Origin of the sequence: Bradyrhizobium semiaridum, assembly GCF_020329505.1 — a bacterium.
In the GTDB taxonomy this organism is placed as follows: domain Bacteria; phylum Pseudomonadota; class Alphaproteobacteria; order Rhizobiales; family Xanthobacteraceae; genus Bradyrhizobium; species Bradyrhizobium semiaridum.
This window is the reverse complement of the sequence record NZ_JAGKJJ010000012.1, coordinates 76,602-93,559: the sequence shown is the minus strand read 5'-3', so window position 1 is coordinate 93,559 and position 16,958 is coordinate 76,602. Positions and strand designations below refer to the sequence as shown.

The window sequence follows — 16,958 nt, the reverse complement described above, 5'->3', positions numbered from 1 at the left end:
TCAGTGTTCTTGACTTGGCCTTGGGCGGCACTGTAAATGGCGCCCTGCTGCCGGCCGGGATACTCAGCATCACCCGGCCGTGACGGGGCCATAGCTCAGCTGGGAGAGCGCGTCGTTCGCAATGACGAGGTCGGCGGTTCGATCCCGCCTGGCTCCACCACGCTTCGCCCTTCGGGCTACGCGTGGCGCAGCCGCGCGGAGCCTGAGGGGCGAAGCGTGGTGTCCGGCGTAGCCCGAAGGGCGAAGACGGACTGCCTCAAGGATTCTCTTCTAGACTAAGGCTCTGTCCTGCCCCCTCACGTCCCCGTAAACCTCGGCGGCCGCTTCTCCACGAAGCTCGCCACGCCCTCCCTGAAATCATTGCCCTTCAGCGCGATCTGCATCTCGCGGTTGGCGTCGATGGTGGCCTCGGCCAGCGTCTGGAACGGAACGTCGTAGACTTGCCGCTTGATCACCGCGATGGCGCTCGGCGAGACGAAATCGGCGAGGTCGCGTGCATAGGCGTAGGTTTCCTCGCGCAGGGTCTCAGGCGTCGAGAGCCGGTTGACGAGGCCGATGCGCAGCGCCTCCGCTGCCGACACACGCCGCGCCGACATCAGAAGATCGAGCGCGTTGGCGTGGCCGACGATGCGCGGCAGCATCCAGCTGATGCCGTGCTCGGCAATCAGGCCGCGCCGCGCGAAGGCGGTGGTGAAAACAGCGGTGTCGGCGGCGAAGCGCAAATCGCAATACAGCGCGTGGACGAGGCCGATGCCGGCCGTGGCGCCGTTGAGCATCGCGATGATCGGCTTCTTGATCGCGGGATAATAGGCGTAGCGCGTCTGCCAGTCGGCGCGGCGGTTCATGTCGAACGGAATGTTGTCGCCGCGCCTGACCTCGTTGGGGTCGATGTCCTGCAGCGCCTCCATGTCGGCGCCGGCGCAGAAGCCGCGGCCCGCGCCGGTCAGCACGATGACGCGGACATTGTCGTCGGCGGCGGCCGCCTCCATCGCGCGGCGTACGTCGCGCTCCATGATCGCCGTCCACGCATTCATGCGGTCGGGACGGTTGAGCGTGATGGTCGCGATCCGCTCGCTGACCTCATAGAGGATTTGCTCGTAGCTCACGGCGATCTCCCTGTACCTTGTTGTTATCGATACGCGCGATCATGCGGCCGCGCGCGGCAGGGCAGACTAAAGCATGATCCGGAAAAGTGCGAAGCGGTTTTCCGAAGAGATCATGCTCAAACAAAGAGCTAAAGCGCGATGACGATTCAACCAAACCTCATCGCGCTTTAGCACATCCATGACAATGAAAAGCTGCGCAGAAAATTCCGCGTGGCGGCTATTCCGCGGCCTGCAGCAGTGCGCGCGGTGTCTGCGCAATCCAGCCTTCGATGAAATGCGTCAGCCACGCGCGCTCGGCGGCGTCGTAGACGGCACGCGCGGCGAAATGCAGATGGCGCGGCTGCGCGCCCGGCTGTTCCATCCGCACGCAACCGCGCGTGGTCCAGCGATGCATCATCGCGTAGGTCACATCGGGATGGAATTGCAGGCCGAAGGCGTTACCGAGTTGGAACGCCTGCACCGGAAAATCCTCGCCCGTCGCGAGCAACTCGGCGCCATCGGGCAATGTAAAACCTTCGCCGTGCCAGTGATAGACACGGGCCGGCCAGTCCGGACAGAGCGCACGCCCCGCCTCCGTCGGCCGGATCGGATAGTAGCCGACCTCGACGCGACCCTGCGCATGCGGCGCCACCGCCGCACCGAGCTGCCGCGCCAGCATCTGGGCGCCGAGGCAGATACCCAGGAACGGCCGTTGCTCGCGCAGCGGCACCGCGATCCAGTCGATCTCGCGCTTCACATAATCATCGGGATCGTTGGCGCTCATCGGGCCGCCGAAGATCACGGCGCCGGCATGGCCATCGAGCGTTTCCGGCAGCGGGTCGCCGAAGCGCGGCCGGCGGATGTCGAGGGGATAGCCGAGCGCCCGCAGGGCGTTGCCGATCCGGCCCGGGGTCGAGGTCTCCTGGTGCAGCACGATCAGGACCGGCCGTCGCGGCTCCGGCGTGACCGCGGCCGGCCTTCGGCTTGCGAAGGGCACCACGACACGGGCTTGGTCCGACCGGAACGACATCGTCTCTGCTTAGGGATTCGGCACGTAACGGGCGATCATAGCTAAGTGGTCGTTAACATCGTGTGAGTTTGCGCACACAGGCCACGAAGCAAATCGCAGGCCAGAAGCCGCGTGAAGGTCGCGCCGGATGATGGTCAGCGCTTGCGGAGCTGGAAGCCGCCGACCGCATGCAGGATGAAGGAGCGCGGAAAGAAGCGGAGCAGGAACGGCACCAGCTTGATGAACGGCCCAGGCAGCACAGCACGCTTGTTGGCCATCAGCCCGCGATAGGCCTGGCGGGCGATCTCATCGGCCGCGACGTTGAGGATCGCGGAATCGAACCCGGGCGCAAAGCCGGCGCGCTCCTGGAACTCGGACGGCACCGGGCCCGGGCACACCACAGTGACGCGCACGCCCTGCGGCGCCAGCTCGCAGCGCATCGCTTCGGAGAACGACAGCACATAGGCCTTGCTGGCATAATAAACCGCCATGCCGGGTCCTGGCAGAAAGCCGGCGATCGAGCCGAGATTGAGGATGCCGCCGCGATGACGGATCAGCTGGTCGGCGAAGCGCAGCGTCAGGTCGGTCAGTGCGCGGATATTGACCGTGATGATGTTGAGCTGCTCGGCGCGGTCGCGCGTGACGGCGAGGCCGAACAGGCCGAAGCCGGCATTGTTGACGAGGTATTCGACCTCGACCCCGGCCTCGGTCAGGGCTTGTGCGATTCTTTCGCCGGCGTCCGGCTCTTGGAGATCGCAGGGGATCACGATCGGCGACGCACTGCCCTTGCCGCTCAGCTCGTCCGCCAGCGCCTTGAGGCGATCGGCGCGCCGCGCCACCAGCGCCACACGATGACCATGCGATGCGAACACGCGTACCAGCTCGGCGCCGATGCCCGCCGATGCCCCAGTTATCAGCGTCACACGCTCGCTCACGTCCAAGCTCTTGTTCAAATTCCGGAGAGGTCCCAACGGCCGCGACGAGAGCATAGGCATGCGGTGGGACGCAAGCCGTCCGTAAGCTTGTCGACAGCCGCGGCCGCGCGGATTTCGAGGTGAAACGCCGGATTTTCAGGCCGATCGCCCACAATCGCGGCAAGTGATGCCGGATATTAAAGTTTCTTCATATCTGATGGTGGCACGACCGCGGCGCGTGGGCGCGACCTGGCGTGTCAGATCGCCGCGTCGGCCGTGCCCCACGGACCTTTCGGCAGTGCCGCCTGTTTCTCGGCGACGCGATGCTTGAGATCGATGCGGTCGCGCGAGGAAATGCCGAGCAGATCGGCGGCGCGCCAGACCACATTGTCCTCGAACTCACTGACCTGGCCGTCGGCAAAGACCAACTCCCACATCATCTCGACGATACGCAGCCGGCCCTCCTCATTCACGGAGCGCATGATCACGCTGGTAAAGTGATAGAGATCGACCGCCTCGCCCTCGACCCGCATGGCGGACGCGATCAATTTGTCGGCGGTGCCGCGATCGAGCTGGAAACGGCTTTCGATCAGGCTGTGCAGCTTGAGCTTCTCCGCAGGCGTCGGCTCGCCGTCCAGCGACACGACATGGACCAGCAGCGCGGTCGCCGCCAGCCGGTAATCGTTGTCGTCGAACGCCCGGTCGGTCTGCGGATCCGGGGAGACGATATCGGCAATGAATTGGCGCAGTCCGTCGAGCATTGGTGTCTCTATGCAGTGGGCCTGATGCAAATCTATATGGCGTGGAAGCAGAACCGGCGCAATCGGCGCTAGTTGCCGCAGCTGCATTACGTTTCGGCAATCTGCGGCAATCTAGCCACTCTCGCCGCAATCACGGTATTTCGTACACCACCATCTTGTCGGCGATGCCGCGCAGCGCCGCTTCCTTCTGGATCGGCTTGATCGAGGCCCGCTCCAGGATGCCGGTGACTTCGGGCGAGGCGATCACCGGCTGGGTGAGGTGGATCTCCTGCGAGGTCGACAGGCTCTGCACCCGTGCTGCGATATTCACGGTCTGGCCGAAATAGTCCTGCCGCTCGTTCAGCATCACCGCGAGGCAGGGACCTTCGTGGATGCCGATCTTGACGATCAGGTCCTGCTTGCCGCGCTCGTCGTTGAGCGTCTTCATCGCCGCACGCATGCGCAAGCCCGCGGCCAGCGCATGTTCGGGACGGACGAACGTCGCCATCACGGCGTCGCCGATCGTCTTCACCACGGCGCCGCGCTCGGAGGCGATGATGTCGAGCAGCGCGTGGAAATGCGCACGCACCAGATCGAACGCGGCGAGATCGCCGACCCGTTCATAGAGCGCGGTCGATCCCTTGAGGTCGGTGAACAGGAAGGTCAGCGAGGTGATCTTGAGCCGCTGGTCGAGATTGAGATTGTCGGCCTTGTAGACGTCGCGGAAAGTCTGGTTGCTCAGGATGCGCTTAGCGGTGAGGAACGGCTTTCGCTTGCCGATCAGATGATGCAGCGCATCGGCGGCGATGAACACCGACGGCAGCGCGCGCACCCCGGCCTGGTTGTCGAGCGACAGCCTCAAGGGGCCCGGACGCAACGTCATGTTGCCGACCGGCGCATGCACCTTGTTGTACATCAGCGACAGATGCTGGCGCTCCTTGGTCGGCTCGCCCTGCACGTCGATGAATTGCGCCGAATGCGTCACCGGCTCGAACACGATGATGAATTCCTTCGGCAGGTTCAGCGACAGCACCGCCTTCTCGCCGGCCGGCAGTTCGAGCGCGTCGAGCACCACCTCCTGCGACAGTTCGTCGAAGGACTCCTTGTTGAAGTCGATGCCGGAGCTCCAGAAGATCTGCTTGTAGTAGTCCCAGATCGGCAGCGTGTGCGGATCGTGCGCGGCGATGCGGCGGACCCGCGGGCTCACCGTGAAGGCCACCTCGACCTGCTCGTCGACTGAGGCTTCATAGCCGCAGGCGCAGAGGCCGCATTGATAATCGTCATTGCGCAGCGATTTCAGCGTCGCATGCGCATCGAGCACGCCACCGCAACCGGGACACAGCACATTCCAGGTCAGGTCGAACAGGCCGAGCCTCGAGGCATGCAGGAAGCCGGAGATCACCCGCTCCTCGTCGAGTCCCTTGTGCTTGGCGAAATCGAGCACGTTGACCCGGTTCAGCTCGTGGTCCTCGCCCTTCTCCATCAGATGTGCGATGGCGTCGGCGACGGCGGGATCCGCGGTCTGCCGCAACACCGAAAACTGGGCCTGAATGTCGCTCATGAAGCACCTGGCGTGAGAGGCATGGAAGCAGGTCTCGCTTACCTCGGCTTGATCGTGAACACCGGCGAACGGTTCGGCTGCGTGGTGACGACGCCGATCGGGATCACCGGCTCCTTGTCCGCCAGCGCGACGCGAAAAGCTCCGATGATCTTCGCCAGCGCCAGCGTAGCCTCGACCAGCGCGAAGTGCGCGCCGATGCAGATGCGCGGTCCGACGCCGAACGGCAGATAGGCGAAGCGGTCCGGCGGCGCTCCCGTCATGAAGCGCGCCGGCACGAAGGCGTTGGGCTCCCGCCACAGTTTTTCATGCCGATGCAGCAGCCACGGCGCGATCAGGATGACGTCGCCCTTGCGGACCGAACGGCCTGCGATGGTGTCCGGGCCTGCGGCCGCGCGCGCGATCAGGAACGCGGGCGGATAGAGCCGCATGGTCTCGTCGATCACGGCGCGGGTGAATTTCAGCCGCTCGATGTCTAGCGCGCCAGCTGCCTCGAGCGCGCCGGACGTTGCCACGCCCCTGACCTCCGCCGCCAATTGCTCCTGCGTCGCGGGATCCAGCGCCAGCAGATAGAGCGCCCAAAACAGCGCGGTCGCCGTCGTCTCATGGCCGGCCAGGATCATGGTCGCGACCTGGTCGCCGAGTTGCGCGTCGGTGAAGGCCTCGCCGGTTTCGGGATCATGCGCCGCGCCCATCAGGTCGAACAGGTCGCGGGCCGGGGCGTTGTCGTCCTTGCCGGCGGCGCGGCGCTCCGCCATCAGCTTCCCGACGAACGCGGTCCAGCGCTTGCGGAAGCGGGCGCGCCTGAAATCCTGCGGGGTCGGCCAGTTCAGCGGCAGCAGCAGGTCGAGCATATGCGGCCGCGCCAGCGTCTCGCCATACTCCATCACGAAGTCGCGCAGCGCGGCGCCATGGCGATCCATGCCGAACGAGAACATGGTGCGGGCGGCGATCTCGAGCGTCATGCGCTGCATCGCCTCGCGCAGATCGACCGCGCCGCCGCCTGTGGCCTTCAGCTTCGCGATCGTCTCGTCGATCGCCGCGATCATGTAAGGCTCGAGCGTCGTCACCGCGCGCGGCGTGAAGGCCGGCGCCAGGGTGCGGCGCTGATGCTTCCAGGCGCGGCCCTCGGCGATCAATAGCCCCTCGCCCAGCATCGGCCGCAGCACGCGGAGGCCGGCCGGCGTACGCGTGTAGTTCTCGTAATTGTCGGGCGCGCGCGGCGGAGTCGGCGGCACCAGTGGGCGCCGCGTGACCGTGATGTCGTAGACTTCGGCTATGCTCATGGTCCTCGCTTCCAGCTCACGCGACGGCCGATCCGACCACGCGATCCCGGCGCCAAAAGGGCGCGCGGACCCTTACAACAGCTAGTAGGTCAACTCCGCGATCGCAATCCGGTTTTCCGCGGCCGGCCAGGCCCGCATCACGATGCGCTCCTGGTTGAAGATCGCGGCCACCGGACGGCCGGCTTCGGCCGCGGCAAGCCGCAGCGTCGTCATCGAATCGGTCGGCACACCCGTCTTCACGTCGGTGGGCTCCTTGCCGTCGAACAGCACGATATCGCGTGGCAGGCCGAAATAGCCGCGCGGCCGCGACATCAGCAACACGGCGCCCGCACCGGCATCGGCCTGCCCGAGCGGCCGCGCCGGACGCAGGTGCACAATGTCGGACGAGCGCGGGAACGGCGAGCGATAGATGTGCGTCGTCACCGCGCCGGGCGACGTGAGCACGAATTCGAGCGGCCAGGACGGATCGACCTGCGCCGGCCCCCAGCGGCCATCGGCGCCGGTCTGCGAGGAGTGCAGCGGCCCGCCCAGGCGTTCGCCAGTCTCGGCGGACAGGTAATAGACGTCGACGGTGGCGCCGGAGACCGGGCGATTGGTCGGCACGCCCTCGGGCAGGCCGGTGACGAGGCCGCTCAGCCTCACCGCCGCCTCCGGCACGATGTCGATCCGCGGCGGCTCGCGGCCGACGATGAACTTGTAGATCTCGCGGAAGGCGCGCGGATGGAATGCGGTCTCGCGATGGTCGACCGCGCCGAGCACCAAATTGGTGGCGCCCTTCAACGCCGGGCCTTCCGCGGTGACGTTGGTCGGCACGCCGGGCTTGCCGACGAAGCGGCCGTCACCTTGCGCGAATTTGTCGAGCCCGTCGCTGCGCAGCGTCAGGAACGCGGTGCCCGCGGTCACCTCGCTGTCTCCCGCGTTGAGGCCGTGCAGGAACGGGCCGCGGCCGTTGAATTCGTTGCCGAGCCCATCGTCCCAGGCATAGATGCCGTGGTTCGGCGTGCCGCACAACACGGCGTGGCTGACGTCACCGCCGCCGCCGTTCCTGATCACATTGCGTATCGCGTTGCCGCCGCGTGAATTGCCGACCAGCGCGACGCGCGCGGCGCCGGTCTTCTGCTTCAGCTCCCTGATCGCCTCGCCAAGCTCGCGGCGCGCATCCTCGGTCGAGGAACGGTTGGCCTGCGCGACCCTGTCGTCGGTCCGCGCCAGCGGGTCGGTGAAATTGATCGCAAACATCCGCTCGCGCGGCACGCCGCAGGATTCCATCCGCCAGAGTGTCGTGATCCAGAGCGCCGCATGGTCGCCATTGCCGTGCACGAACAGGATCGGCGGAACCTCGCCGGCCGGCGTCTGCGCCAGCGCCGGAGCCGCAAGGCGGCCAGCGACCAAGGACAGCGCACCCGCGCCTTGCAAGATTCTCCGCCGCGTCAGCGCCATTGGTCCCCTTCCCCAAGCCTTTCAGTGCTTTAGCTGTGTCCTACCGCGGCAAACAATACCGTAATTGCTGGACAGGGCACGCGTTTCGCGGGCATCAGTTGTTTCGGCCGGAAGCATGACCAAAGCCATAGCAGGCCAAACGGAACCGGATATGACCGAACCGCGGAAACGCACCGACAGTATCACTGCACCGTTGCGGCACTCAATCTTCAGACGGATCTGGCTGGCCAGCCTGCTCTCCAACCTCGGCATCCTGATCCAGGGCGTCGGCGCCGCCTGGGCGATGACGCAGATGACGTCGGAGGCCGACAAGGTCGCGCTGGTGCAGACCGCCCTGATGCTGCCGGTGATGCTGATCTCGATGCCGGGCGGCGCGATCGCCGACATGCATGACCGCCGCGTGGTCTCGATGGTATCGCTGGTGATCGCGCTGACCGGCGCCACCGTGCTGACGGTGCTGGCCTGGTTCAACCTGGTGACGCCGAATCTCCTGCTAGCCCTGTGCTTCGTCGTCGGCAGCGGCATGGCGCTGTTCGGCCCGGCCTGGCAGTCCTCGGTCAGCGAGCAGGTGCCGGCCGAGACGCTGCCCGCCGCGGTCGCGCTCAACGGCATCAGCTACAACATCGCGCGCAGTTTCGGGCCGGCGATCGGCGGCATCGTGGTCGCATCCGCCGGCGCGGTGGCGGCGTTCGCGGCCAATGCCGTGCTGTATCTGCCGCTTCTGGTCGTGCTGTTCCTGTGGAACCGGGTCACCGAACCGTCGCGACTGCCCCGCGAGCGGCTTAATCGCGCCATCGTCTCCGGCGTGCGCTACATCGCCAATTCGCCGTCGATCAAGATCGTGCTGACCCGCACCATGGTGACCGGCATCATCGGCGGCTCGGTCTCGGCGCTGATGCCACTGGTGGCGCGCGATCTCTTGCATGGCGGCGCGCAGACCTACGGCATCATGCTGGGCGCGTTCGGCATGGGCGCGGTGGTCGGCGCGCTCAATATCAGCGAGATCAGGAGCCGGCTCAGCGGCGAGGCCGCGGTGCGGGCCTGCGCGCTGGCGATGGGCGCCGCGATCGCGGCGGTTGCCGTCAGCAAGGAACCGGTCATCACCGCGGCCGCGCTGGTCGTCGCCGGCGCGGCCTGGATGCTGGCGATCGCGCTGTTCAATATCGGCGTGCAGCTGTCGGCGCCGCGCTGGGTCGCAGGCCGCTCGCTCGCTGCGTTCCAGGCCGCGATCGCCGGCGGCATCGCGATCGGCAGCTGGGGCTGGGGCCGCATCACCGACCTCGCCGGCGTCGAGGTCGCGCTGTTGATCTCCGCGGGCCTGATGCTGCTGTTGCCGCTGCTCGGCGTCTGGCTCCGCATGCCGCGGATCGGTGCCCGCAACGAGGATGCGACCGAGGATCTGGCCGATCCCGAAGTGCAGTTGCAGCTGACGGCGCGCAGCGGCCCGCTGGTCGTCGAGATCGAATACCGTGTCGCGCAGGACAATGCCCGCGCCTTTCACAATGTGATGCAGGACGTGCAGCTCTCCCGGCAGCGCAACGGCGCCTATGGCTGGTCGATCGCGCGCGACATCGCCGATCCCGAACTATGGACGGAGCGCTATCACTGCCCGACCTGGCTCGACTTCCTGCGCCAGCGCAACCGCGCCACCCAGTCCGAGCGCGAGCTGCACCAGAAGGCGATCGCCTTCCACATCGGCACCGAGCCGGTGCGGGTGCGCCGGATGCTGGAGCGGCCGTTCGGATCGGTGCGCTGGAAGGACGAGACCCCGGACCGCGCCGCCAAGGAGGTGATCCCGGTGGTCGCGTCCGCAGCAGGTCACTCCGGCGCGTCGCACTAAACCCGGAACGACTTGGGGGTGGGATTTACTGCCCGTTATCGGCCAGCGTCTTCTGGCAACCCTTGCTGAGGCGGCCGCGATGCTGCTGCAGGCAGGCCAGCACAGCCTGATCGCCGTTATTGAGGACGGGGCGGCAGAACCGCGACGCGTCACGGGTGCAGGCATCGCGCCCCTGCTGCTGCGCTGAGGCGGCCGACGCCACCAGGACGAGGGGAATGACGGCAAGCAGGAATCGGGTCATCGCAAAACCTCTAACAGCCTCTAATGAATACGCCGCCGGTTCTATAGCGTTTCAGCGCGTTGAAGAATGCTTGAAACCGCGCAATGGCCGGCAAGGTTCCCGCCGATCTCCCAGGCTGGGACGGCTCTGCGGCTCGTCGTCGCAGATGCATGCCGACATGGTGCTGCAATGCGCTTTTTCTTGGTCGTTCCGGCGACTTGTTGGGACCACGTTAAGACCTTGTTGGCACTAATCAGTCGTTACGGCTGTGGCGTATCCCTAGGTTTCCGGAGAGAGTGTGTAGCGATGCGTAATGCGTTGGGCCTGATGCTGGCCAGTGTTGTTGCGGCGGTCATGATCGCCGGAGTGTGGTACTGGACCTCGTCCCCGCGTGCCGACGCGGCGCCTCCCCAGACCACGGCGGCTCGTGCGGCCGATCAGCTTCCCGCCACGGCGGCCAAGCCGGCTGATGTCGAGGTCACGGCCGCGCTGTCGTCGAAGCGCGCCGAGAACACCGCGGCAGCGGCTCCGGCCCCTGCGGCAGCCCCGGTTCCGGCACCCGCCCCGATCGCGGCGGCGCCGAAAGCGGCCTGCAACAATCCCGATGCGCTCGGCATCAGCCGCACCGTCGTAGTCGACACCAATGGCGGCCCCGGCTTCGGCTTCCTGCAGTACAAGCAGTATGACTTCCTGACCGAGAAGGAGGTCGTGCTGACCTTCGACGACGGTCCGTGGCCGACCACCCCCGCCGTGCTGAAGGCGCTGGCCGACGAATGCACCAAGGCGGTGTTCTTCCCGATCGGCCTGCACACCACCTATCACCCGGACATCCTGCGCCAGGTAGCAGCCGCCGGCCACACCATCGGCGCCCACACCTGGTCGCACGCCCACCTCGCCGGCAAGAAGATCACCGAGCAGCAGGCCAAGGACGAGATCGAGAAGGGTTTTAGCGCGGTCAAACTCGCCCTCGGCGCCAACCCCGCGCCGTTCTTCCGCTTCCCGGCGCTGGCGCACACGCCGGCCACCACCGCCTATCTCGGCAGCCGCAACATCGCGATGTTCTCGGTCGACGTCGATTCCAACGACTTCAAGTCGAAGAACGCGGACGAGGTGATCAACAACGTGATGACCAAGCTCGACAAGGAGCACAAGGGCATCATCCTGATGCACGACCTGCAAAAGCACACCGCGCAAGCCCTGCCGACCCTGCTGCGCAAGCTGAAGGCCGGCGGCTACAAGGTGGTCTGGATGAAAGCGAAGACCCAGCTGGAGACGCTGCCCGAATACGACGCGATGATGGTGAAGAACGAGAAGGTACCGACCGCCGCGGCGCGGCCGGTGGGGAGCGTGATCCAGACGGTGGCGGATTAGGGCGGCAGTTTCGCTACATCACTGATCAATGAGCGAGCGCCTCTGGATTAAGTCCAGGGGCGCTTTTTCTCGTGCCTGTGAGGAGTGGGACTTCAACGAAGCGCTTCGCGACAGGTATGAAGTCGCGAGAAGACCGTCAGCGATGCTTGAGTTCAATTCGATCACAAACTGGTGCCGCAAGAGGGACTCGAACCCCCGACCCCGTCATTACGAATGACGTGCTCTACCAACTGAGCTATTGCGGCGAACCGTTCGGCGCGTGCCTGGTCACGCGCGCCACCTGATATCGGGCGTGGGCCCGATTGGCAAGGAAAAGCCGGCCCGGACGAGCCTGGATTCAACTCCCCAAACGTGACAGGAATCCGCGCCAGCCGCCCATCTGGGCCTTCGGCGGGCCGATTTGTTCCGCGAATTCGTCCGGCGGGCCGTCCTCGTCGACGCCGGGGTCGTCGGGGGCGCGGACGATGGGGATCACGGCGGGGATCGGCGCCGGCGCGGCTTTGGGCAGGTCGGTGCGGGAGCGGAACAGCGGGGCCGCCGGCCGGGGCGCGGATTCGGACCGCGGCGGAGCGGGCTCGGGCGGGGCGACCGGTTCGGCCGGGACCGGCTCGGCGTCGAAGGCGGTGGGCGCCGGGGCATTGTCCTGAACGGCCACTGCGGGCTCGGCCGGCTTCGCCTCGACCACCGGCTCAACCGGCTGTGGCGCCGGGACCGGCGGCGCGCCGGTAACCTCCTCCTTGGGCGGCTCGACGCGGCGCGGGGCCAGCATCGCCTCCTCGAAAGGCGACGGCTCGATCGCGCTGGCCTTGTCGGACGGCAAGGCCGCGACCGGGGTCTGCCACTGGAAGGCGTCGAGCCGGCCGGAGACCGGCGACACCGGCCGCCAGCGGTCGGAGACGTAGCCGTCGGCGGTCCAGGCCGGATCGTGCAGCGCGCGCACCGCGCGCAAGGTCCACGCCCGCGCCCGGCCGCTGTCGCCATGCTCGGTGCGCTCGATCTCGGCCATCAAGAGCGCGACGCGCTGGGTCGGCGCGGCGATGAACGGCTCCAGCGCCGCGCGTGCCTTGGCGAAGTCCGAGGCGTCGATCGCCGCGCGCGCGATCGCCAGCGCGCCCTCGATATGGCCCGGCGTCTTGGCTGCCAACGTCTCGACCCGCACCAGGCGCTGCCGCGCCGAGTCGCCGAGCCGCACATGAGCGTAGGCGTCGGCGAGATCGGGATGCGGCTGCGCCAGCCACGCGGTCTCGACGATGCGCATCGCGCGGCGCACCTGATGCGCCTCGCTCTCGAACTTCGATGCGAGCACTGCGGCCGGAATCAGCGTCGGCGCCAGCTTGACCGCCTCCATCGCGCTCTCGCGCGACAGATCGCGGTCGACGGTTTCCAGCTCCAGCGCGCGCGCCGCGAGCAGCACGCCGCGCTGGCGGCGATAGGCCGCCTTGTCGATCAGTCCCGACGAATGGTTGTTGTCGATGATCGACAGCGCGCCGGCCCAGTCGCCCTTGGCGCAGCAGAAGCCGAGCACCGCATGCGAGGCCCAGGTCGAGGACGGCGCCAGCCGCAGCGCTTCCTCGGCAACCATCACGGCGGTGACCGGATCGTCGGCGCGCTGGGCCTCGATGAACAGGCCGCGCAGGCCGAGCAGCCGCGTGTCCTCGCGCTCGGCCATGGCGCGGAAGGCGCGCTGCGCCGCCTCGCGGTCGCCGTCGAGCTGCGCCGATTGCGCGTGCAGCAGCAGGGTCAGCGGATCGCTGCCGGCGTGACGCCGCGCCGTCTCGGCATGCGCGCGCGCGGAGGTGGAATCGCCGTGGCCGATCGCGAGCAGGCCTTGCGTGATGGCGCGGCGGCCGCGGGCGTGCAGCCGCTCGCGCCTGTTACGGCGGATATAGCCCGGCACCTTCCACAGCGCGTGCAGGATCGCCCCGGCAAGGATCGCCACCACGAGGACAAGGGCGAGCAGGAACAGCGGCTGCTTGGAGGTCAGGCGCAGGTCGCCCCATGCCAGCACGAGATCCCCGGGCTGATCGGCCAGCCAGGCCGCGCCTCCGCCAACCAGCGCGATCAACAGCAGAAACAGAACGATCCGGATCATCAACGACCTACTGCGAGAACCTACTGATTGACCGCGGCGAGCGCCGCCATCGCGTTGTCGGCGAATGTCCTGGAGGCGCCGAGCGCCGCACGGCGCGCATCCACCTTGTCGAGCCAGGGCTGCGCCGCCGTGCGATCGGCCGGCGGCAGCGACTTCAATTCGCGCTCGGTCAACGCGAGATCATTATGCACGGCCGCCGATGTCACGCGCGCGACGACGCTGCCGCGATCGGTGCCGCTGCCGTCGATGCGCTCGATCCGGATCAGTTTTGACGCGCCGGCCTGCAACCGATCGACCAGCCCCGCGCCGGTGGTCGCCGGATCCTGCGCCGGCGGCATCAGCTTCGGAACGATCTCGATCAGCTCGCGGCACAGCGCATTCGCATTCGGCACGCCGGACGCCGCGAAAGCATCGAGCGGCTTCAGCGCATCGGGATTGTCGGCGAGCGCCTTCGCGGCCGCGAGCGTGGAGGCGAAGGGATCGCCATGGCGGACCGCGACGTCGAGCAGCGATGCGGCGACGACGCGGCGCAGCGGCACATCGTCGGCCTTCGCATCAGCGGCCTTCACATCAGCCTTGGCATCCGCAATCCTGCCGTTCTGCTTGGCGATCTCGGCGTTCTGCGCCTTCACCGCGGCTTCGATCCGGTCGATGCGCGTGGTGATGCCGGAGAGGTCGGGCGCGGCCGTACCGTCGCGTGGCGCATTGGCAGCGGCGGCGAGCTTGTCGGTTTGCGCGCGCGTCGCCGCAAGCTCGCTGCGCAGCGTTGCGACCGCCTTGTCCACCGCCTCCAGCCGCGCAGCCGCCGGATCGCCCGGCGGCCTGGCGAGCCTGGCTTCGAGGCCGGCGATCCGGCCGGTGAGTTCGTCGATCGCGGCGGCATTGCTCTGCGGCGCGGTCACAGGCTGCACCGCGGGCCAGCCGAGCAGCCAGCCGACCCCGATCACCAGCGCTGCCGCCACCGCACCGGATACCGGCGCAATCACCCAGGGCGACACCGGCCGCGTCGGCTCGAATTCCGGTGTGGCGGAAACGGTTTCGGGCTGCGGTTCCCTTTGCGGCTCGGCCTCGGCCTGAGGCGCGGCCTCGGGCGCGCCCGCGGCCGCGGTGTCCGCGGATGGCTCCGCCGCTTCTGTGGGCTCGTCTGCCTTCGCAGCCTCCGTGGAGACCGTGGTCGCCTCGAGGTCGATGGTCGGCGGCGCGCGCTTGGGCCGGGAATCCGGCAGCGGTCCTTTGTTCTCGGGCCCTTCTTCAGCCATCGCGGGAAGTCCTCAAAACCATTGGCACGCGCACATCCTAGCAGAATCGGCCCGCGTTCTTAGAGCACGTTCCGAAAAACAGGGCATTGGCTAACATCATGTTCAAACGAAAGAATCATGCCGATGGCGGCCGCAGGGCGCGGAGCAGCGCATCCAGCAGGGCCGTTTCGTCCGGCTGCGCCGCCACCACCACCTGGGTGGCGCCGGCGTCATGCAGCACGGCGGCGACGGCGGCCGAGATGCAGCATTGCGGCAGCGCCAGCGCCGAGATCTCCAGTCCCCCGGCCCGGATGGCATCGAGGAACGCCCGCGCGCTCCGGCGAGAATAATGCAGCACCGCCGTGATCCGGTTGGCCATGAAGGCGTCGCTGATCTCGCCCGGCAGGCTGGCGATTGGGACCATCCGGTAGGTGGTGTGGGTGACCACGGTCAAGCCTTTGGCGCCGAGCTCGCCGGCGAGGTCGCGCGAAAGGTCGGCGCCGGCGAGATAGAGCAGCGTCGCGGCCTTGTTCAGTTTGCCCGCCTCGACGCGGGCCAGCACGAGGTCACGCAGCGCGACCGCGTCGCCCGTGCCCACGATCACCTCGCCGAACCCGGCGGCGCGCGCGGCATCGGCGGTGTGGCCGCCGACTGCGAACAGCGGCAATCGCAATAGCCGGCTGCCCGCGAGGTCACCCGCGCGCAGCGCATTGGCGCTGGTCAGGATGACCGCGTCATAATCGGCATCGGCGTCGTCGTCGTGGAACGGCAGGGGTTCGAAGCGCAGCACTGGCGCCGACAACGCCTCGATGCCCCGCGCGCGCAAGGCCGCGAGCGTCGCCTCATTATCGGGATGCGGGCGCGTGACGAGGACGGGCAACGGTCAGAACTCCAGCCGTGCGAAACGGAGATTCGCTACCGATTGCACTTTGCGACCTCGCAATGCTACCCCGGAAGGGACACTTCTCTGTCATTGAGCACGATCGTGTCGGAAATCGGTTCCGGGGATCATGCTGGTAGCACAAGGGCCGATATTGGGTAACGAAGCATCGATGCTGGTATTGGGGATCGAGACCACCTGCGATGAAACCGCAGCGGCGGTGGTCGAGCGCCAGGCCGACGGCTCGGGCAAGATCCTCTCCAATGTCGTGCGCTCGCAGACCGCCGAGCACGCCCGCTTCGGCGGCGTGGTGCCGGAGATCGCGGCGCGCGCTCATGTCGACCTGCTCGACGGCATCGTCGACAGCGCGATGAAGGAGGCCGGCGTCGGTTACGCCGAGCTCTCGGCGGTCGCCGCCGCGGCAGGGCCCGGCCTGATCGGCGGCGTGATCGTCGGGCTGACCACCGCGAAGGCGATCGCGATGGTGCACGACACGCCGTTGATCGCGGTGAACCATCTCGAGGCGCATGCGCTGACGCCGCGCCTCACCTGCGCGCTGGCGTTTCCCTATTGCCTGTTCCTCGCCTCGGGCGGCCACACCCAGATCGTCGCCGTGGTCGGTGTCGGACAATATGTGCGGCTCGGCACCACGGTCGACGATGCGATGGGCGAAGCGTTCGACAAGGTGGCCAAGATGCTGTCGCTGCCCTATCCGGGCGGGCCGCAGGTCGAGCGCGCGGCGGAGGGCGGCGACGCCCAGCGCTTTGCCTTTCCGCGCCCGATGCTCGGCCGTCCGGACGCGAACTTCTCGCTGTCGGGATTGAAGACGGCGGTCCGCAACGAAGCCAGCCGGCTGACGCCGCTGGAGCCGCAGGACATCAGCGATCTCTGCGCGAGCTTCCAGGCCGCGGTGCTGGAATCGACCGCCGACCGGCTGAGTGTCGGGCTCAAGCTGTTTCAGGAGCAGTTCGGCACGCCGCGCGCGCTGGTCGCCGCCGGCGGCGTCGCCGCCAACCACGCCATCCGCAGCGCGCTGCAGGATGTCGCGGCAAAGGCGCAGACCACGCTGATCATCCCGCCGCCGGCGCTGTGCACCGACAATGGCGCGATGATCGCGTGGGCCGGCGCCGAACGGATGGCCCTCGGCCTCACCGACACGATGGAAGCCCCGCCGCGCGCCCGCTGGCTGCTCGATGCCAACGCGAAGGCGCCGGCCGGCTACGCCAATAGCCGCGCGGGATATTGAGCGATGCATTACGGAGCGCGCCACAGACGCCGCCTCACC

The 16,958-nt window shown here is 67.5% G+C and carries 14 protein-coding genes and 2 tRNA genes; 4 read left to right on the top strand and 12 right to left on the bottom strand.

Annotation, left to right across the window (positions count from 1 at the left end; all coding sequences use genetic code 11):
* The first annotated feature begins 84 nt into the window (after positions 1–84).
* Positions 85–160: transfer RNA gene (locus tag J6500_RS16245), tRNA-Ala, on the top strand.
* A 136-nt stretch (positions 161–296) separates the two neighbouring features.
* Here J6500_RS16245 and J6500_RS16240 read toward each other — a convergent pair.
* From J6500_RS16240 to J6500_RS16210, 7 genes are all read right to left on the bottom strand, one after another.
* Positions 297–1,106: an enoyl-CoA hydratase gene (locus tag J6500_RS16240; RefSeq protein WP_225713704.1), complete on the bottom strand. Its 810-nt coding sequence runs from the start codon at positions 1,104–1,106 to the stop codon at positions 297–299.
* 217 nt (positions 1,107–1,323) lie between these two features.
* The gene (locus J6500_RS16235) at positions 1,324–2,115 is read right to left on the bottom strand and encodes a glutamine amidotransferase (protein WP_225713703.1); all 792 of its coding nucleotides are present in this window, start codon (positions 2,113–2,115) and stop codon (positions 1,324–1,326) included.
* A gap of 134 nt (positions 2,116–2,249) precedes the next feature.
* Positions 2,250–3,029, bottom strand: a complete 780-nt coding sequence (locus J6500_RS16230; RefSeq protein WP_225713702.1) for an SDR family NAD(P)-dependent oxidoreductase — start codon at positions 3,027–3,029, stop codon at positions 2,250–2,252.
* Positions 3,030–3,265: 236 nt separating this feature from the next.
* Positions 3,266–3,769 (bottom strand): tellurite resistance TerB family protein, encoded by a 504-nt coding sequence (locus tag J6500_RS16225; RefSeq protein ID WP_225713701.1) that lies wholly within the window; start codon positions 3,767–3,769, stop codon positions 3,266–3,268.
* Positions 3,770–3,899: 130 nt separating this feature from the next.
* Positions 3,900–5,309 (bottom strand): adenylate/guanylate cyclase domain-containing protein, encoded by a 1,410-nt coding sequence (locus tag J6500_RS16220; protein ID WP_225713700.1) that lies wholly within the window; start codon positions 5,307–5,309, stop codon positions 3,900–3,902.
* A 38-nt stretch (positions 5,310–5,347) separates the two neighbouring features.
* On the bottom strand, positions 5,348–6,592 hold the full coding sequence (locus J6500_RS16215) for a cytochrome P450 (RefSeq protein WP_225713699.1): 1,245 nt from the start codon (positions 6,590–6,592) through the stop codon (positions 5,348–5,350).
* 81 nt (positions 6,593–6,673) lie between these two features.
* Positions 6,674–8,032 (bottom strand): hydrolase, encoded by a 1,359-nt coding sequence (locus J6500_RS16210; RefSeq protein ID WP_225713698.1) that lies wholly within the window; start codon positions 8,030–8,032, stop codon positions 6,674–6,676.
* 151 nt (positions 8,033–8,183) lie between these two features.
* Between J6500_RS16210 and J6500_RS16205 the strand changes: the two genes are divergently transcribed.
* Complete coding sequence (locus tag J6500_RS16205; protein ID WP_225713697.1) at positions 8,184–9,872, top strand: MFS transporter; 1,689 nt, start codon at positions 8,184–8,186, stop codon at positions 9,870–9,872.
* Positions 9,873–9,897: 25 nt separating this feature from the next.
* Here J6500_RS16205 and J6500_RS16200 read toward each other — a convergent pair whose 3' ends face one another.
* Complete coding sequence (locus tag J6500_RS16200) at positions 9,898–10,113, bottom strand: hypothetical protein (RefSeq protein ID WP_225713696.1); 216 nt, start codon at positions 10,111–10,113, stop codon at positions 9,898–9,900.
* A 285-nt stretch (positions 10,114–10,398) separates the two neighbouring features.
* Between J6500_RS16200 and J6500_RS16195 the strand changes: the two genes are divergently transcribed.
* Positions 10,399–11,463, top strand: coding sequence for a polysaccharide deacetylase family protein (locus J6500_RS16195; RefSeq protein WP_225713695.1), 1,065 nt, complete (start codon positions 10,399–10,401; stop codon positions 11,461–11,463).
* 169 nt (positions 11,464–11,632) lie between these two features.
* Here the strand turns inward: J6500_RS16195 and J6500_RS16190 are convergent.
* The 4 genes from J6500_RS16190 to J6500_RS16175 form a co-directional block, all read right to left on the bottom strand.
* Positions 11,633–11,708: transfer RNA gene (locus J6500_RS16190), tRNA-Thr, on the bottom strand.
* A gap of 92 nt (positions 11,709–11,800) precedes the next feature.
* Positions 11,801–13,555, bottom strand: a complete 1,755-nt coding sequence (locus J6500_RS16185; RefSeq protein WP_225713694.1) for a heme biosynthesis protein HemY — start codon at positions 13,553–13,555, stop codon at positions 11,801–11,803.
* 20 nt (positions 13,556–13,575) lie between these two features.
* Complete coding sequence (locus J6500_RS16180; RefSeq protein ID WP_225713693.1) at positions 13,576–14,814, bottom strand: COG4223 family protein; 1,239 nt, start codon at positions 14,812–14,814, stop codon at positions 13,576–13,578.
* Between the two features lie 115 nt (positions 14,815–14,929).
* Positions 14,930–15,673, bottom strand: coding sequence for a uroporphyrinogen-III synthase (locus tag J6500_RS16175; RefSeq protein WP_225713692.1), 744 nt, complete (start codon positions 15,671–15,673; stop codon positions 14,930–14,932).
* 172 nt (positions 15,674–15,845) lie between these two features.
* Between J6500_RS16175 and tsaD the strand changes: the two genes are divergently transcribed.
* Complete coding sequence (tsaD, locus tag J6500_RS16170; protein WP_225713691.1) at positions 15,846–16,919, top strand: tRNA (adenosine(37)-N6)-threonylcarbamoyltransferase complex transferase subunit TsaD; 1,074 nt, start codon at positions 15,846–15,848, stop codon at positions 16,917–16,919.
* Positions 16,920–16,958 lie beyond the last annotated feature (39 nt).